Genomic DNA, 18,021 nt, shown 5'->3' with positions numbered 1-18,021 from the left:
CTCCCATGACCACCACCGCCCAATTCAAAACCAGCCGCCGCAAACGTCGCTCGCTCGCGATCGCCGCCGGCGTCCTCGCCCTCGCCACGATCGCCACGTTCGTCGCGCTTCCCTCCCGCTCCCAAGCCGCCTCGAATCCCGCGACCGCCACTCCGCCCGCGCCGCGCGTCACCGTCGCGCCCGTCGAACAGCAACTCGTCACCGACTACGAAGAGCTGACCGGCCACGTCGACGCCACCGAGACCGTCGAGCTGCGCGCCCGCGTCTCCGGCCACTTGGAGGAGGTCCACTTCCAGGCCGGCCAGCTCGTCCAGAAGGGCGACGTGCTCTTCACCATCGATCCTCGCTGGTATAAGGCGCAATTCGACCTCGCCGCCGCGCGCGCCGACGTCGCCGCCCGCGAAGCCGCCCGCGCCGAGAAGCTCCTCGCCGCCTCCGCCATCTCCAGCGAGGAAGCCGAAGCCCGCCGCGCCGCCTCCGCCGAAGCCCGCGCCGCCCTCGAGACCGCCAAGCTCGACCTCGAACACACCGAGGTGCGCTCGCCGATCGCCGGCCGCATCAGCCGCGCCCTCGTCACCGCCGGCAACCTCGTCTCCGGCTCGCCCGGCAACGCCACGCTGCTCACCACCATCGTCACCGTCGGCGACGCCTACGTCTACGCCGACATCGACGAGGCCACGCTGCTGAAGTTCAACCGCCTCGTCCGCGAAGGCCGCATCCTCACGCGCGCCGGCCGCATCCCGGTCGACCTCCAGCTCTCCGACGAAACCGGCTTCCCGCGCCACGGCTACATCGAGTCCACCGACAACCGTGTCAATCCCGCGACCGGCTCGCTCGCCGTCCGCCTCGTGTTCCCGAACGACGACGGCGCGCTCCTCCCCGGTCTCTTCGCCCGCGTGCGCCTGCCGGTCAGCGCCCCGCAACCCGCGCTCCTCGTCAGCGAACGCGCCATCGGCACCGACCAGAGCCAGAAGTTCGTCCTCGCCGTCAACCACGACAACACCGTCGCCTACCGCACGGTGAAACTCGGCTCGACCTACGACGGCAAACGCGTCGTCCGCGAAGGCCTCGCCGCCGGCGACACGATCATCGTCAACGGTCTCCAGCGCGTCCGCCCCGGCATGACCATCTCGCCCGAGCCGCAAGCGCTCGCCCGCTACACCGCGCCGGCGCTTCCCGCCTCTTCGTCCGGCAGCAAACTCGCGTCGCTCCGCTAACCGCTCTCCACCTTTGCCGCAGGGCGCGGATCAGCTCCGCGCCCTCCCGTCACCCGATCTCGGCCGCCGCAAAACGGCCGCTCCGGCCACCGCCTTGCCCGAAAAAGCCCTCCCATGAATTTTTCCGACTACTTCATCAAACGCCCGATCCTCGCCGGCGTTCTCTCGATCATCGTCTTCCTCGTCGGCCTCATCGCGATGTTCCGCCTGCCGATCAGCGAATACCCCGAGGTCGTCCCACCGACCGTCGTCGTCCGCGCCAGCTATCCGGGCGCCAATCCGAAAACCATCTCCGACACCGTCGCCGCTCCGCTCGAGCAGGCGATCAACGGCGTCGAGCACTCGCTCTACATGTTCTCGCAGGCCACCAGCGACGGCGTGATGACCCTCACCATCACCTTCGCCATCGGCACCGACCTCGATAACGCGCAGGTGCAGGTCCAGAACCGCGTCTCCCAAGTTCTGCCGAAACTCCCCGAAGACGTCCGCCGCATTGGCGTCACCACCGCCAAGGCCTCGCCCGACCTCCTTATGGTCGTGCACCTCTTCTCGCCCGACGGCCGCTACGACGACGTCTACGTCCGCAACTACGGCACGCTCCAGGTCCGCGACGTCCTCGCGCGCCTCAACGGCGTCGGCGAAGTCCGCGTCTTCGGCTCCGGCGATTACGCCATGCGCGTGTGGCTCGATCCGAACAAGGTCGCCGCGAAAGGCCTCACCGCTTCCGACGTCGTCGCCGCCATCCGCGAGCAGAACGTCCAGGTCGCCGCCGGCGCCGTCGGCCAGCAACCCAACTCGCGCCCCGTCGACACCGAGTTGCTCATCAACACCCAGGGCCGCCTCACCACCGAGGAGGAATTCAACTCGATCATCGTGAAGTCCGGCACCAACGGCGAACGCGTGCAGCTCCGCGATGTCGCCCGCGTCGAGCTCGGCGCCAACGCCTATGCGTTGCGCTCGCTGCTCAACAACAAGGCCGCCGTCGCGCTGCCCATCGCCCAGCTCCCCGGCTCGAACGCCATCGCCACCTCCGACGCCGTGCGCGCCACCATGAAGGAACTCGCGAAGAATTTTCCCGAGGGCCTGAGCTACGACATCGTCTACGACCCGACGGTCTTCGTGCGCAGCTCGATCGAAGCCGTCGTGCACACGCTCTTCGAGGCGATCCTCCTCGTCGTGCTCGTCGTCATCCTCTTCCTCCAGACTTGGCGCGCCTCGATCATTCCGCTCGCCGCCGTGCCCGTGTCGCTCGTCGGCACCTTCGCCGTGATGCACGCGCTGGGCTTCTCCATCAACGCGCTCTCACTCTTCGGCCTCGTGCTCGCCATCGGCATCGTGGTCGACGACGCCATCGTCGTCGTCGAGAACGTCGAGCGTAACATCGCCCTCGGCAAATCGCCCTTCGAGGCCACGCGCCAGGCCATGCGCGAAGTCACCGGACCGATCGTCGCCACCGCACTCGTCCTCTCGGCCGTGTTCATCCCGACCGCATTCATCAGCGGCCTCACCGGGCAATTCTACAAGCAGTTCGCCATGACGATCGCCATCTCGACGATCATCTCGGCGTTCAACTCGCTCACGCTCTCGCCCGCCCTCAGCGCGCTCCTGCTCAAGGACCACCACGCGCCGAAGGACCGCCTCACGCGCGGCATGGACTTTGCCTTCGGGTGGTTCTTCCGGCCGTTCAACCGCTTCTTCGCCTGGGCCGCCGACAAGTATTCCGCCGGCGTCGCGCGCCTCTTGCGCGTCTCCATCATCGCGCTGCTCGTCTACGCCGGCCTGCTCGCGCTCACCGGCACGCTGTTCAAGAGCACGCCGACCGGCTTCGTGCCGACGCAGGACAAACAATACCTCGTCGCCTTCGCGCAGCTCCCCGCCGCCGCCTCGCTCGAGCGCACCGACGCCGTCATCCGCCGCATGGGCGACATCGCGCTGAAACACCCGGGCGTCGCCAACAGCATCGCCTTCCCCGGCCTCTCGATCAACGGCTTCACCAACTCGCCCAACAGCGGCATCGTCTTCGTCGCGCTCAAGCCCTTCGAGGATCGCCGCTCGCCCGAGCTCACCGGCCAAGCCATCGCCCAGCAGCTCCAGAAGGAATTCGGCGCGATCGAGGACGCCTACATCGCGATCTTCCCGCCGCCGCCCGTGCAGGGCCTCGGCACCATCGGCGGCTTCAAGCTCTACGTCGAGGACCGCGGCGACAGCGGCCTCGATGCCCTCTACGGCGCCACGCAGGGCCTGATCGGCAAAGGCTGGCAGACGCCCGGACTCACCGGCCTGTTCTCCAGCTTCACCATCAACACGCCGCAGCTCGACGCCGACATCGATCGCGCGAAAGCCAAGGCCCAGGGCGTGCCGCTCCAAAACGTTTTCGAGACGATGCAGATCAACCTCGGCTCGCTCTACGTGAACGATTTCAACCGCTTCGGCCGCACCTACCAGGTCATCGCGCAAGCCGACGCCGAATTCCGGGACCGCCCCGAGGACATCCTCCGCCTCAAGACGCGCAACGCCGCCGGCCAGCTCGTGCCGCTCGGCTCGCTGGTCAAGGTCCGCGAGACCTACGGCCCCGACCGCGTCATGCGCTACAACGGCTATCCCGCCGCCGAGATCAACGGCGCGCCCGCGCCGGGCTTCAGCTCCGGCCAGGCCGAGGCCGCGATCGAAAAACTCGCCGCCGAGAACCTGCCCAAGGGCATGGTGCTCGATTGGACCGAACTCACGTTCCAGAAGATCATCGCGGGCAACACCGCCATCTACATTTTCCCGCTGAGCATCTTCCTCGTGTTCCTCGTGCTCGCCGCGCAATACGAGAGCTTCCGTCTCCCGTTCGCGGTCATCCTCATCGTCCCGATGGCGCTGTTCTCCGCGCTTGTCGGCCTCTGGTTCACGCGCGGCGAGAACAACGTCTTCACGCAGATCGGCCTCATCGTGCTCATCGGCCTCGCCGCGAAAAACGCGATCCTGATCGTCGAGTTCGCCGTGAAGCTGCGCGAGGAAGGCAAAGGCATTCGCGAAGCGGCGATCGAAGCCTCGCGCCTCCGCCTGCGCCCGATCCTCATGACCTCGATCGCGTTCATCGCCGGCGTCTTCCCGCTCGTGGTCAGCCACGGCGCCGGCGCCGAGATGCGCCGCGCCATGGGCGTCGCGGTGTTCGCCGGCATGATCGGCGTCACTGTCTTCGGCCTCTTCCTCACGCCGGTGTTCTACGCCGTGCTCGAAAAACTCGGCGCGCGCAAACCCGCGCCCGTCGCATTGCCTGAGCCGGCCGCCGATCACGCCTGAAACTCTCACGCTGCTCTCCGATGAAATCCTTCCTCCTTCTCACCGCTTCCTCCCTGGCTTGGACCGTGGCGTCGATCGCCGCCATCGGCCCCGATTACCAGCGCCCCGACGTCGCCGCGCCGCTCGCCTGGAAAACCGCCGCGACACCGGCCGACGCGCTCCCGCGCGACGATTGGTGGACGCTCTTCGGCGATCCCTCGCTCAACGACCTCGAAGCCCGCGCCCTCGCCGCCAACCAGAACCTCGCCGCCGCCGCCGCGCGCGTCGAGCAAGCCCGCGCCGCGGCCGGCCTCGCTCGCAGCAGCTACTTCCCGTCGATCGGTCTTCGCCCGTCGCTCGACCGCAGCCGCACCTCCGAGACGACCGATAACCGTTTCCCCGTCGCGGAGAGCACGACCTATCGCGGCGCGCTCGACGCCACCTGGGAACTCGACTTGTTCGGCCGCGTTCGCCGCCTCCACGAGAGCGCCCGCGCCGACGCCAGCGCGAGCGCCGCGGACTTCGAGAACGTCCGCCTCGCCCTCACCGCCGAAGTCGCCGCGAATTACTTCTCGCTCCGCGGCCTCGACCGCGAGCTCGCGCTCGTCACCGACGGCGTCGCTCTTCGCCGCAAGGCGCTCGAGCTCGTCGCCTCGCGCCGTGCCGGCGGCGCCGCGACCGATTTCGACGTCGCGCGCGCGGAGACCGAACTCGCTTCGACCGAAGCCGAAAATCTGGCCCTCACGAACCGCCGCGCCGCACTGCAGAACGCCCTCGCCGTTCTGCTCGGCGCGCCCGCACCGGATTTCCAGCTCTCAGCTCTAGACTCTCCGCTCTCAGTTCCTCCCTCCGTGCCGGCCGGCTTGCCCAGCGATTTGCTGGAGCGCCGCCCCGACATCGCCGCCGCGGAAGCCACGCTCGCCGCCGCAAACGCCCGCATCGGCGTCGCCAAGGCCGCCTTCTTCCCCGCGATCTCGCTGACCGGCTCCTTCGGTTACGCGAGCGGCGACGTCGACCGGCTCTTCAACGCCGACTCCAAGCTCTGGTCTGTCGGCCCGAGTCTCTATCTCCCGATTTTCCAAGGCGGCCGCAACCGCGCCAACCTCGCGCGCAGTCGCGCCGCCTACGAGGAAAGCGTCGCTCTCTTCCGCCAACGCGTGCTCGTCGCGTTCCGGGAAACACAGGACACGCTCACCGCCACGCAGCTGCTCGCCGACCAAGCTGCCGCGCAGGAGCGCGCCGTCGCCGCCGCGCGCCGCGCCCGCGAGCTGGCGCAGACTCGCTACGACGCCGGCTACGTCGCCTACTTCGAGGTCCTCGACGCCCAACGCACGCTCCTCGCGGCCGAGCGCGCCGCCACGCAGCTCCACGCGCAGCGCCTGCTCAACAGCGTCGGTCTCATCAAAGCCCTCGGCGGCGGCTGGTCGCATCCGGTCGCCGTCGCCTCGGCCGACCGGAAGGCGGATTTCTAAGCCGCTCGTCCCCGCACAGCGCTCGGACCGGGTCAAGCCGGTCCGATTTCTCTCCACCCTTACTCTCCTCCAAACCCGATGATCGCACTCACCTTCGTCCTCGCCGCCCTCGCGGTGTTTGTTGCCATCGACGGCAGTTCCGCCGACTAGCGGGCGCGATTCCCTGCGCCGGAAACCGCAAAGATTGCGGCAGGGGCGGAGCTGGGGCCGGCGTATAACGGGGAGTGAACGCTCGTCTCCTTGCCTTATTCGCCGCCCTCGCCCTGCCCGCCACCCTCGGCCTCGCAGGTTGCGGCAAGCCATCCGCGTCCGCCGCTCACGCCGGCCATGATCACACCGCCGAGGCTGCGGCCGGCACGACCTACCAGTGCCCGATGCACCCGTGGATCAAGTCGGACAAGCCCGACGCCAAGTGCACGATCTGCGGCATGGCGCTCGTCGCCGCGAGCTCCGCGCCGGCCTCCGCCTCAGCCGCCATCGACCCGAACCTGGTCACGCTGACCCCCGCGCAAGCCGCCGTCGTCGGCGTGCAAACCTCGTCTGTCCGCCGCGGCGCACTCGTCCGCACGCTGCGCGTCACCGGCGCCATCGACGACGATGACACACGCCACCGCATTCTCGCCGCGCGCGTGCCTGGCCGGGTCGAAAAGCTGTTCGTGAACTTCGTCGGCGCCGAAGTGCAGGAAGGCGCGCAACTCGCCACGATCTACTCGCCCGACATGCTCACGGCGCAGCGCGAATACCTCGAACGCATGAAGGCCGGCGCGATCGCCTACACCGCCGCCGAACGCGCCGCCGCCCGGGAAAAGCTTCTCGCCCTCGGTCTCACCGACGAGGAAATCAGCATCCTCGAGGCCACCAAACAGGCCACCGCGATGGTCACGATGCGCGCCCCGATGTTCGGCACCGTCGTCGCCCGCGGCGCCTACGAAGGCAAATACGTCGAGGCCAAGGACGAGATCTTCCAGATCGGCGACTTCTCGCGCATGTGGTTCGTCTTCGACGCCGCCGAGCCCGACCTCGCCTGGCTGCGCGCCGGCCAGCCGGTCGAAGTCACCGTCCCTTCACTGCCGGGCAAGGTGCTCACCGCCCCGATCGCGTTCATCGATCCGAATCTCAACGAGACCACGCGCACCGCGAAGGTCCGCGTCGTCCTCGACAACCCCGACCGCCTCCTCCGCCACCGCCAGACCGCCTACGCCAACGTCGTGGCCGAGTCGCCCGAAGCCCTCCTCGTCCCGCGCAGCGCCGTGCTGCAGCACAGCGGCCGCGCCGTCGTGTTCGTCGACCGCGGCAACCACGCCTACGCCGCGCAGGAAATCTCCCTCGGCCGCATCGGCGACGCCGACGCCGAAGTCCTCTCCGGCCTGCGCGATGGCGACAATGTCGTCACCGAAGGCGCGCTCGTCCTCGACGGCCAGGCCCAACTCGCCCACGCCGCCGTCGGCGCCGGCGCGCACGACCACGGCGCCGCCGCGCCGCAGAAGATCTCCGTCGAGGTGCCCCAGCCCGACGCCCGCGCCTACGCCGCGCTCAAGGCGTTGGCCTTCGCCGGCGCCGACGCCGCCGACCTCCTCGCGTCCGACAACCTCGCCGGCTACCAGAAACAGCTCCCCGCCCTCCGCGACGCGCTCACCGCCTATGTCGCCGCCTACCCCAGCGCCGCCAACACCGACCTCGGCAGGACGAAGCTCGCCGACGGTCCCGACCTCGACGCCGCGCGCCGTGCCTTCGAGCCGTTCAGCACCGAGCTGGCCGACCTCGCGAAGTCGCAGCACCTGCACCACCGCGAAAACCTCACGATCTACCAATGCCCGATGGCGCCCGTGCTCGGCACCGGCCGCTGGCTCTCCAAGAGCAAGACGCTCCGCAATCCCTTCTTCGGCTCCGCCATGCTCGAGTGCGGCGAGCAAATCGAATGACCGCCCGAAAGGTTCTAGCGTAATACGCTAGGATCCGTCCCCACCGTTCGCCGCACAGCGCCGACCTTTTGCTCGACACCTTCTCGCTATGATCAACGCCATCATCCGCTGGTCGCTTCAGAACCGCTTCGTCGTGATCGCGGGCTTCCTCGCGCTCTGCGCGTGGGGCGTCGTCGCGCTCCAGCGCGTGCCGATCGACGCGATCCCCGACCTCTCCGAAAACCAGGTCATCGTCTACGCCGACTGGCCGGGCCGCTCGCCGCAGGAGGTCGAGGACCAGATCACCTACCCGCTCAGCACGTCACTCCAGGGCCTCGCCGGCGTGAAGAGCGTGCGCGCCACGTCGATGTTCGGTTTCTCGTTTCTCACCGTCATCTTTGAGGACAAGGTCGACACCTACTTCGCGCGCACGCGCGTGCTCGAACGACTCAACTCCCTCGGCGATCTGCTGCCATCCGGCGTCGTCGCGCGCCTCGGCCCCGACGCCACCGGCCTCGGCTGGATCTACCAATACTACCTGAAGGACGACTCCGGCACGCAAGACCTCGGCTCGCTCCGCACGCTGCAGGACACCTTTCTCCGCTACCAACTCACCGCCGTGCCCGGCGTCGCGGAGGTCGCGAGTCTCGGCGGCTTCGTGCGCCAGTGGCAGGTCGAGGTCTCGTCGCTGAAACTCCGCCAATACGACGTGATGCTCGGCGAGGTCATGGACGCCGTCGCCGCGGCCAACCTCAACGTCGGCGGCAAGACCATCGAGGAAAACGGCGCCGAATACATCGTGCGCGGCGTCGGCCTGGTGAAGACCGCCGCCGACCTCGAGACCATCGCGCTCAAGCCGCGCAACGGCACGCCGCTCTACCTGCGCGACGTCGCGACGGTGCGCATCGGCGGCGATTTCCGGCGCGGCGCGCTCGACGTGAACGGCCGCGAGGTCGTCGGCGGCATCGTCGTCATGCGCTACGGCGAGAACGCCTACCGCGTCATCGCCGACGTGAAGGCGCGCCTCGCGTCGCTCTCCGCCGGCTTGCCGAAGGGCGTCACCGTGCAGCCGTTCTACGATCGCAGCGATCTCATCTCGCGCGCGATCGACACCCTGAAGCACGCGCTGGTCGAGGAGGTCATCCTCGTGACGCTCGCGCATATCCTCTTCCTGTTCCACTTCCGCAGCATCTTGATCGTCACGCTGCCACTGCCGGCCTCGATCCTGATCTCGTTCATCCTGATGGATCGCTTCGGCATCCCGTCGCACATCATGTCGCTCACCGGCATCGCCATCTCCATCGGCGTGCTGGTCGACGCCGGCATCGTGATGACGGAAAACGTCATTCGCCACTGCGAGCGCGCCGAGGAAGAGATCAAGCGCCGTCTGACCGGCCCGGAGGTCTTCAAGCTCACGCTCGAGGCCGCCACGCAGGTCGGCCGGCCGATGTTCTTCTCGATGCTGATCATCATCCTGGCCTTCGTGCCGGTGTTCCTGCTCAGCGGCCAGGAGGGCAAGCTGTTCCACCCGCTCGCCTACACCAAGAGCTTCGCGCTCCTCGGCGCCGTGCTCCTCGCCATCACCGCGGTGCCCGTGTTCTGCACGCTGCTCGTGCGCGGGCCGTTCAAGCCCGAGCACGAGAACTGGCTGATGAGGTCGCTGCTGAAAATCTACGACCCGGTGCTCGATTGGGCGCTCACGCACCGCAAGAGCGTCCTCGGCGCCGCATTCGCGCTGCTCGCAACATGCCTCGTGGTCGCGTTCGGTTTGCCGCGCACCATCAACGCGCGCCTGCCCGACGCCGTCGCGAAGCACACCGGCGGCTTCGGCAGCGAGTTCATGCCCACGCTCGAGGAAGGCTCGCTGCTCTTCATGCCCGTGCTGCTCCCCGCGACGTCGCTCACCGAGGTGAAGCGCATCATGGCGTGGCAGGACAAGGTCATGAGCGCGCACCCCGCCGTCGCGTCCGTCGCCGGCAAGCTCGGCCGCTCCGAGACCGCCACCGACCCGGCGCCGGTCGAGATGATCGAGACCACGATCATGCTGAAGCCGCCGTCCGAGTGGCCCGCCGGCACGACGAAGCAGAGCATCATCGCCGACCTCTCCGCGAAGCTCATGAACGTCCCCGGTTACGTGCCCGGCTTCCTCCAACCGATCGAGAACCGCATCCTGATGACGAGCACCGGCATTCGCGCGCAGGTCGGCGTGAAAATTTTCGGCGACAATCTCGACGCGCTGCAGAAAAAAGCCTTCGAGGTCGAACGCGTCATCAATCGCATCCAAGGCGCCACCGGCGTCGCGCCCTCGCGCGTCCAGGGAAAGCCCTACCTCGAGATCGCCGTCCGCCGCCCCGACCTCGCCCGCTACGGCCTGAGCATGAAACAGGTTTACGAATACGTCGAAGCCGGCCTCGGTGGCGCGACGGCCGCCACCACGCTGAACGGCCGCGAACGCCGCCCGATCCAAGTGCGCCTCGACGCCGACGACCGCGGGGACATCGACAAGCTCGGCGAACTCAGCTTCCCCACGCCGTCCGGCGCCGTCGTGCAGCTCCGCCAGGTCGCCGACGTGAAGCGCGTCGTCGGCCCGAACGAGATCCAAAGCGAGAACGGCCGCCTGCGCGTCTTCGTGCAGGCCAACGTCGGCGACCGCGACCTCGGCGGTTTCGTCAACGAGATCAAGGAGCGCATCGAAAAGGAGGTGACGCTCGATCCCGGCATGACCGTCGAATACTCCGGCCAATACGAGCACCAGATCCGCGCCCGCCAGACGCTGACCTACGTCTTCCCCGCCGTGATCGTGATCATCTTTGCCCTGCTGGTCGTCACCTTCCGCTCCGCCGCCGAGGCCGCGCACGTGATCCTCGCCGTGCCGTTCGCGCTCACCGGCGGTGTGCTGCTGCAGGCGTTCATGGGCTTCAACTTCTCCGTCGCCGTCTGGGTCGGCTACATCGCGCTCTTCGGCACCGCCATCCAGACCGGCGTCGTCATGGTCGTCTATCTGGAGGAATCGCTGGAGAAGAAGCGCCGCGAGACCGGCCGGGCGCTCACGCGCGACGACCTCCTCGCCGCCGTCAAGGAGGGCGCGCGCCTCCGCCTGCGTCCGAAGGTGATGACCGTGGCTACCACCGTCGCCTCGCTCCTGCCGATCTTCTGGAGCACGCGCACCGGCGTGGAAATCATGCAGCCCCTCGCCGCGCCCGTCGTCGGCGGCATGATCTCGTCGCTTGTCCACATCCTCGTCGTCACGCCCGTGATCTTCGCGTGGCTGCGCGAGCGCGAAATCCCAAAGGCCTGACCCATCATGCCGAGCGATGCCACGACCCTCGCCCGCGCGCTGCACGCGCACCGCGACGCGTTCAAGGCGTTCCTCGCCGCCCGCGTCGGCAGCGCGGCCGAGGCGGAGGACATTCTCCAGAACGGCCTGGCCAAGGCCGTGCAGCGCGCCGGCGACCTCCGCGACGACGAGAAGCTCGTCGCGTGGTTCTACCAGCTGCTCCGCCACAGCCTCGTCGACCACTACCGCAGCAAGAGCGCCGCACGTCGCCGCAACGACGCCCTCGGCACGATGATCGCCGCCCTCGGCGACGACACCGCGCCTGCCGCGGTCCTGGAAAAGCAGCTGTGCGCCTGTCTCGGCGGCATCGTGGACACCCTCAAGCCGCTCCAGGCCGAACTCCTGCGCCGCGTCGATCTCGGCGGCGAGTCCGTGCAGGATGCGGCGGACGCGCTCCGGATTTCCGCGAACAACGCCAGCGTCACGCTGCACCGCGCCCGCCGGGAGCTGCGCACGCGGCTCGAGGCGTTCTGCGGCGACTGCGCGGCCGGCGCCTGCCTCGACTGCGACTGCGCACCGGACGGAAACTAGTTTTCCGCGCGGCGCGGTAAGATTCCGCCGCGGGCTCCGTCTCCGGGATGAAACCACCCATCCCATGCCGAACGCCCGTGCCCAACCCCACGCGACTCCCGCCGCCCCGCCGGCCGCCGCGGCCCGCGAGAGCTTCCCGCTCGAGCCCTATTGGCTCGGCTATCCGCAACGTCGATTGCTCCTGCGCGCCCTGCTGCCCATCGCGCTGGCCTTCCTCCTCTTCCTTGCCTACGGTGCGACGGATTCCGGTCCGACCGCTCCGCGCCCGGCCGCACCCGGACTCCCTCGCTGAAATGCCACCTCATTCCCATTCTCCCTCAGCGTCCGCGCCGGCGCTCCCTCCTCCCGACCAGCCCGTCCACATGGGGCTGCCGCACGAGCGCTACCTGCGGCCCAAGCTCTATGTCGCCGCGGCGCTGTCGCTGCCCGTGCTCGTGCTCGCGATGGCGCCGATGTTTTCGCACACGCTCTACGACTACCTGACGATGCAGCAGTCGGCGTGGGTGCAGTTCGTGCTGACGACCCCGGTGTTCTTCTGGTGCGGCTTGCCGTTCATCCGCCGCTGGGTGAAGGCGATCCGGGAACGCGATCCGAACATGTTCCTGCTCACTGTCACCGGCACCGGCGCGGCCTATTTCTTCAGCGCCGCCGTCACCGTCCTCTGGGAACACCTGCCGGCGAACTTCTTCACCGCCCACGGAGCCTCGCTCTACTTCGAGGCAACGGCCTTCACCACGACGATCGTCCTCCTCGGCCAGATCCTCGAGCAGCGCGCCACCGCGCGCACCGACGCCGCGATCCGCGCGCTCATGCGCCTGACGCCCAAGCTCGCCCACCGCGTCGAGGCGGACGGTTCCGAGCGTGACGTCGCGGTCGAGGACGTCCGACCGGGCGACCTGCTCCGCGTGCGCCCGGGCGAAAATCTTCCCGTCGACGGCGCGCTGACGAGCGGCGCCACCGAGATCGACGAGTCCATGCTCACCGGCGAACCGCTGCCTGTCGCCAAATCCGTCGGCGACAAGATCAGCGCCGGCACGCTCAACACCACGGGCTCCTTCGTCTACCGCGCCGAGCACGTCGGCGCCGACACGCTCCTGGCCCAGATCGTCCGCCTCGTCGAGGAAGCGCTCGAGAGCGAGCCGCCGATCGCGCGCGTCGCCGACCGCATCATCACCTGGTTCTTCCCGGTCGTGCTCGCGATCGCCGCGACGTCGTTCGTCGCCTGGACGCTCCTCGTGCCGGAGCGCGGCTGGCTCCTCGGCCTGATCAACGCCGTCTCCGTGCTCATCATCGCCTGCCCCTGCGCCCTCGGCCTCGCCACGCCGATGTCGCTCGTCACCGGCATCGGCCGCGGCGCACAGGCCGGCGTGCTGGTGAAGAACGCCGCCGCGCTCGAGGCGCTCGCCGGCGCCACCACGCTGCTGATCGACAAGACCGGCACGCTCACCGAGGGCCGGCCCGAGCTGGTGGCTTTCGCCGCCGCGCCGGGTTTCACCGACGACGAGCTCTTTAGGCTCGCCGCCGCCGCCGAATCGCCCAGCGAGCACCCGCTCGGCCGCGCCATCGTCGCCGCGGCCTTCCAGCGCAGCCTCGAGCTGCCGCCGGTCGCCGACTTCGCCGCCACACCCGGCTTCGGCGTGCGCGCCCGCGTCGGCCGGCGCGAAGTCGTCGTCGGCCGCGCGCCCGGCGCGCACCTGCCGGCGCTGCCGCACGCCACGGTCGTCAGCGTGCACGTCGACGGCCAGTTCGCCGGCACGCTCGCGCTGTCCGACCGCATCAAGCCCACCACGCCCGCCACCATCGCCGAGCTGCAGCGGCGCGGTTTCCGCGTCTTCATGGTCACGGGAGACCGCACGGCGACGGCGGAAGCGATCGCACGCGAACTGAAACTCGACGGCTTTCACGCCGAGGTCACCCCCGCAAGGAAGCAAGAACTCGTCCGCGAGCACCAAGCGCACGGCGAGCGCGTCGTGTTCGCCGGCGACGGTCTCAACGACGCGCCTGCGCTCGCCGCCGCCGACATCGGTATCGCGATGGGCACCGGCACGGACGTCGCGATGCACAGCGCCGGCCTTGTGCTCGTGAAGGGCGACCTGCAGGCGCTCGTGCGCGCAGTGCACCTCAGTCGCGCGGTCATGGGCAACATCCGGCAGAACCTATTCTGGGCGTTCTTCTACAACGGCCTCGGCCTGCCGCTCGCCGCCGGCGTGTTCGCGCCGCTCTTCGGCTGGTCGCTCAGCCCGATGTTCGCCGGCGCGGCGATGAGCGTCAGCTCCATCACCGTCGTGTCCAACGCCCTCCGCCTCCGCCGCGCCCGGCTGTGAGTCGGGGCCTGTCCGCTGGAAATCCCGTGGAACCTGGCTAGGTTTTCCGCCGTCTCCCCTTTCATCATGCATCCACGCTTTCTTTCCTCCGTGCTCGCGCTCGCGGCGTTGTTGTTCGTCGCCGGCTGCGAGACCGTCGACCGCCGCATCGCGCAGAACCCGCAGCTCTTCGCCAGCCTCGACGCCGCGACGCAAAACAAGATCAAGCAGGGCATCATCGATATCGGCTACACCGAAGACATGGTTTACCTCGCCCTCGGCGCGCCCGACCAGAAGCGCGAATCGCGCACCGCCAGCGGCGCGCAAACCATCTGGGTCTACAGCACGTATTTCGAACGCTACGACGGCACGCGCTTCGCCGGCTACCACCGCCGCGTCTACTACGATCGCTACCTGAACACCTACCGCGTCTACTACGAGCCGGTGTTCGCCGACCTGTATCGTCCCGAGGTCGAAGAACGCATCCGCGTGACTTTCCAGAACGGCAAGGTGACGGCGATCGAACAGACGAAAGACTGACGCGGCGGCGCCTTGCCGCACGCGGCGGGATGGCGTTGGCTGCGGGCAATGCTCTTTCCGACGCACTTCCGGTCGCTGCTTTGCCTTCTCGGATTGTCGGTCGCGGCCCACTCTGCGGGTGCGAGCGACCTGCGCCTCTGGTATCAGCAGCCCGCCTCCGCGTGGGTCGAAACACTGCCCATCGGCAACGGCCGCATGGGTGCAATGGTCTTCGGCGGCACGGCGACGGAGCGCATCCAGTTCAACGAAGACACGCTGTGGACCGGCGCGCCGCACTCGTATCACCATGTCGGTGCAGCGAAATTCCTGCCGGAAATCCGGGCCTTGCTGGCCGCCGGAAAACAAAAGGAAGCCGAAACGCTCGCGCTGCGGGAATTCATGGGCGAACCGCTCCGGCAGCAGAGCTATCAGCCGTGCGGCGATCTCGAGTTCGCCTTCCCGGGTCACGAATCCGCCACCGACTACCGTCGTGAACTCGATCTCGACGACGCCGTCGCCACGACGCACTACCGCGTCGGCGACACGATTTTCACGCGCGAAGTCTTCGCCAGTCACCCCGCCAGTGCGATCGTCGTGCGGCTGACCGCCAATCGACCGGGCCAGCTCACCTTCGCGCTCCGCCTCACGAGTCCGCATGTGGGCAGCACGCCGCGCACGACCTCGTTACCCGGACTCGCCCTCGAAGGCCGCGTGCAAGACGGCGCCATGCGCTTCGCCGCCCAGGTGCACGCGCGCGTCGAAGGCGGCGCCACCGCGCGCGTAGGCGACACCTTACAGGTGACGGCCGCCGACCGCGTCACACTCGTGCTCACGGCCGCGACGAACTTCGTCAACTCGCGCGAACTCTCCACCGACGCCGATCTCGTCGCGCGTTGCACGGCCCAACTGCAATCGCTCGCCGCGACCTCGCCCGACGCGCTGCTCGCCGAACATCAAGCCGATCACCGCGCGCTTTTTCGCCGCGTGACGCTCGACCTCGGCACATCGCCTGCCGCTGCGCTGCCGACGGATCGACGCCTGCGCGCCGCGGACAAATCCTTCGACCCGCAACTCGCCGCGCTCGTCTTCCAATTCGGCCGCTATCTGCTCATCGCGAGCAGCCGACCCGGTGATCAGCCCGCGAATCTTCAGGGCGTCTGGAATCAGGATCTCAAACCGGCGTGGGGCAGCAAATACACGGTGAACATCAACACCGAGATGAACTACTGGCCCGCCGAGGTCACCGCGTTGCCCGAATGCGCGGAGCCGCTCTTCGCGATGATCGCGGACCTCGTGCCCAGCGGCCAGCTGACCGCCCGCGAGCACTACGGCGCGCGCGGCTGGGTGCTGCATCACAACACCGACCTCTGGCGCGGCACCGCGCCGATCAACGCCTCGAACCACGGCATCTGGCCGATGGGCGGCGCGTGGCTCTGTCAGAGCCTGTGGGAACACTACCAATTCAGCGGCGACCGCGTGTTCCTCTCGCGCGCGTATCCGTTGATGCGCGGCGCGGCGGAATTTTTCCTCGATACGCTCGTGCCCGCGCCCGGCGGCAACGGCCAGCTCATGTCCGGTCCTTCCAACTCGCCCGAGCAAGGCGGCCTCGTGATGGCACCGGCGATGGATCACCAGATCCTGCGCGGACTCTTCGACTGGACCGCGCGCGCGGCCGATGAACTCGGCACCGACGCGGCGTTCGCGGCGCAACTGCGCGCCACCGCGGCGAAACTCATCCCTAACAAAATCGGCCAGCATAGCCAGCTGCAGGAATGGCTGCTCGCCGACCTCGACGACCCGCAGAACACGCACCGCCACGTCTCGCACCTCTGGGCTTTGCATCCCGGTAACGAAATCACGCCGCGCACACCGGACCTGTTTGCCGCTGCGCGTCGCTCGCTCGAATTCCGCGGCGACGACGGCACCGGCTGGTCGCTCGCTTGGAAAATCAACTTCTGGGCGCGCCTCCTCGACGGCGACCACGCGCACCGGATGCTCATGCGTCAGCTCTTGTTTGTCGACCCGGCTACACCGCAGAATTCCTCGCACGGCGGCACCTACCCGAATCTCTTCGACGCGCACCCGCCGTTCCAGATCGACGGCAATTTCGGCGCCACCGCCGCCATCGCCGAGATGCTGCTGCAAAGCCAGAATGACGAACTGCACCTGCTGCCCGCGCTGCCCTCCGCCTGGAAAACAGGTCGCGTCACCGGCCTTCGCGCCCGCGGCGGCTACACGGTCGACCTCGCGTGGGCCGACGGCAAACTCACCGAGGCCCGCATCGTCTCCACGCTCGGTCGCACCACGACGGTGCGCTACGGCGGCGAGACCCGCCCGCTGGCCGTCAACGCTGGCCAAACCTACGTCTGGCGCTGAGCCAATGGCGCAGGTTACTTGGCCAACACGCGCCTCAATTTCGGCGCGATGCGGCGTGCGAGGGTGAGGTTCGCGTAGCCAACCCAGGCCACCGGACTCGTCGTGTCGAGCGGCGCGCGCAGTGGCTTGCCGTCGAGCGCCGTCACGACGCAGCCGACTTCCTGCGCGATCAGCGCCGTGCAAATGTCGTAGGGGTGACAAGCCAGCGCCGCGCCGCGCGCGAGCCCGAGCCGCTCGAAAGCCAGCGGCCGCACGTCCGCGACAAAGCGGTCGTGTCCGACGATCAGCTCGTGGAGCTGTCCGCCGGTCGAGAGATACTGGTCGTCGAAGACCGGCTGCCCACCGGCCGCGCCGCTCACGCCGAGTGCGTGCCACAGCGCTTCCTCGCGCGCGGCGATCCAGTTTTTCCCCTCCGGGAAAAACTTCGCGAACGATGCGAAGCCATGCGTCACGTCGCGCGCCGTCGACGGACGCGGCCGCCATTTGCTCCGCCGCCCCGTGCGCAAGTCCACGCGCTCGGCCCGCACGCCGCGACCGCGCACGGCGCTGAGCTGATCGGCCCAGCCTTGCTTGGTCGTCGGCAGCTCCGTCATCGCGGCGACCACGAGATCGGCGAGCGTGTTCTTCGCGCCGCGCTGGGGCGCCAGTGCGGCGAGGCTCCATGCGCTGCGTTTGTCGAACATCAGGCCCCGCGTGCCATCGATCGGATCAAGAATGAGCTTCCACCGCGTCGCCGCCACTGGCGTGTCCCGCGGGAAGGTGACAGTTCCGCCGTCTTCCAGGCCTTCCATCACGAGTTCCACGGGCCACGCCCGCGGCCAGTGCCGCTCGAGCCACGCGAGCACGGCCGCTTCGCTCACCTCGTCCACGGCGTAAATCGTGTCCGCCGCGGTGATTTTGGCGACGCGTCCGAGCCGGGCGGAACCGCGGCGGCGCGCAGCGACGAGCTCCTGGCGAATTTCATCCTGCAGGCGGCAGAGCAAACGGCGGGCGCGTTCGAGATTCACGCCGGCAGTTTTCCGGCCGAAGAGCGGTGCTGACGAGACCGAAAATCCGGCGCAAGCTGCCGACGTGAATGTCGCCTATCGGCTCCGACCC

11 protein-coding genes are annotated in these 18,021 nt (G+C 68.5%); 10 read left to right on the top strand and 1 reads right to left on the bottom strand.

What is annotated here, in order from left to right:
* The first annotated feature begins 5 nt into the window (after positions 1-5).
* The 10 genes from KF715_13940 to KF715_13895 all read left to right on the top strand — a co-directional run bounded on the left by KF715_13940 (position 6) and on the right by KF715_13895 (position 16,923).
* Positions 6-1,217 (top strand): efflux RND transporter periplasmic adaptor subunit, encoded by a 1,212-nt coding sequence (locus KF715_13940; protein ID MBX3737793.1) that lies wholly within the window; start codon positions 6-8, stop codon positions 1,215-1,217.
* Positions 1,218-1,331: 114 nt separating this feature from the next.
* Positions 1,332-4,505 carry a multidrug efflux RND transporter permease subunit gene (locus KF715_13935; GenBank protein ID MBX3737792.1) on the top strand — a complete coding sequence of 1,058 codons (3,174 nt, stop codon included), beginning with the start codon at positions 1,332-1,334 and terminating at the stop codon, positions 4,503-4,505.
* Positions 4,506-4,525: 20 nt separating this feature from the next.
* A complete protein-coding gene (locus KF715_13930; protein ID MBX3737791.1) occupies positions 4,526-5,956 on the top strand; it encodes an efflux transporter outer membrane subunit in 1,431 nt (476 codons plus the stop codon).
* A 224-nt stretch (positions 5,957-6,180) separates the two neighbouring features.
* The gene (locus KF715_13925; GenBank protein MBX3737790.1) at positions 6,181-7,878 is read left to right on the top strand and encodes an efflux RND transporter periplasmic adaptor subunit; all 1,698 of its coding nucleotides are present in this window, start codon (positions 6,181-6,183) and stop codon (positions 7,876-7,878) included.
* A gap of 88 nt (positions 7,879-7,966) precedes the next feature.
* Positions 7,967-11,155, top strand: a complete 3,189-nt coding sequence (locus KF715_13920; GenBank protein ID MBX3737789.1) for an efflux RND transporter permease subunit — start codon at positions 7,967-7,969, stop codon at positions 11,153-11,155.
* A gap of 6 nt (positions 11,156-11,161) precedes the next feature.
* A complete protein-coding gene (locus KF715_13915) occupies positions 11,162-11,725 on the top strand; it encodes a sigma-70 family RNA polymerase sigma factor (protein MBX3737788.1) in 564 nt (187 codons plus the stop codon).
* Between the two features lie 64 nt (positions 11,726-11,789).
* The gene (locus KF715_13910) at positions 11,790-12,017 is read left to right on the top strand and encodes a hypothetical protein (protein MBX3737787.1); all 228 of its coding nucleotides are present in this window, start codon (positions 11,790-11,792) and stop codon (positions 12,015-12,017) included.
* A 70-nt stretch (positions 12,018-12,087) separates the two neighbouring features.
* Complete coding sequence (cadA, locus tag KF715_13905; GenBank protein MBX3737786.1) at positions 12,088-14,049, top strand: cadmium-translocating P-type ATPase; 1,962 nt, start codon at positions 12,088-12,090, stop codon at positions 14,047-14,049.
* A 66-nt stretch (positions 14,050-14,115) separates the two neighbouring features.
* The gene (locus KF715_13900; GenBank protein MBX3737785.1) at positions 14,116-14,568 is read left to right on the top strand and encodes a hypothetical protein; all 453 of its coding nucleotides are present in this window, start codon (positions 14,116-14,118) and stop codon (positions 14,566-14,568) included.
* Positions 14,569-14,616: 48 nt separating this feature from the next.
* Positions 14,617-16,923, top strand: coding sequence for a glycoside hydrolase family 95 protein (locus KF715_13895; GenBank protein ID MBX3737784.1), 2,307 nt, complete (start codon positions 14,617-14,619; stop codon positions 16,921-16,923).
* A gap of 14 nt (positions 16,924-16,937) precedes the next feature.
* On the opposite strand, the gene KF715_13890 is transcribed toward KF715_13895, so the two are convergent.
* A complete protein-coding gene (locus KF715_13890) occupies positions 16,938-17,930 on the bottom strand; it encodes an inositol monophosphatase (protein MBX3737783.1) in 993 nt (330 codons plus the stop codon).
* Positions 17,931-18,021: the final 91 nt, after the last annotated feature.

The sequence above is a fragment of the Candidatus Didemnitutus sp. genome, from assembly GCA_019634575.1.
Taxonomy (GTDB): domain Bacteria; phylum Verrucomicrobiota; class Verrucomicrobiia; order Opitutales; family Opitutaceae; genus Didemnitutus.
This window is presented reverse-complemented; position numbering and strand designations above follow the sequence as displayed.

Bases quoted from the DNA above. Each gene is read 5' to 3' on its own strand.
- KF715_13900 (MBX3737785.1), top strand. From the start codon at position 14,116: ATGCATCCACGCTTTCTTTCCTCCGTGCTCGCGCTCGCGGCGTTGTTG.
- KF715_13930 (MBX3737791.1), top strand. From the start codon at position 4,526: ATGAAATCCTTCCTCCTTCTCACCGCTTCCTCCCTGGCTTGGACCGTG.
- cadA (MBX3737786.1), top strand. From the start codon at position 12,088: ATGGGGCTGCCGCACGAGCGCTACCTGCGGCCCAAGCTCTATGTCGCC.
- KF715_13935 (MBX3737792.1), top strand. From the start codon at position 1,332: ATGAATTTTTCCGACTACTTCATCAAACGCCCGATCCTCGCCGGCGTT.
- KF715_13920 (MBX3737789.1), top strand. From the start codon at position 7,967: ATGATCAACGCCATCATCCGCTGGTCGCTTCAGAACCGCTTCGTCGTG.
- KF715_13910 (MBX3737787.1), top strand. From the start codon at position 11,790: ATGCCGAACGCCCGTGCCCAACCCCACGCGACTCCCGCCGCCCCGCCG.
- KF715_13895 (MBX3737784.1), top strand. From the start codon at position 14,617: ATGCTCTTTCCGACGCACTTCCGGTCGCTGCTTTGCCTTCTCGGATTG.
- KF715_13915 (MBX3737788.1), top strand. From the start codon at position 11,162: ATGCCGAGCGATGCCACGACCCTCGCCCGCGCGCTGCACGCGCACCGC.
- KF715_13940 (MBX3737793.1), top strand. From the start codon at position 6: ATGACCACCACCGCCCAATTCAAAACCAGCCGCCGCAAACGTCGCTCG.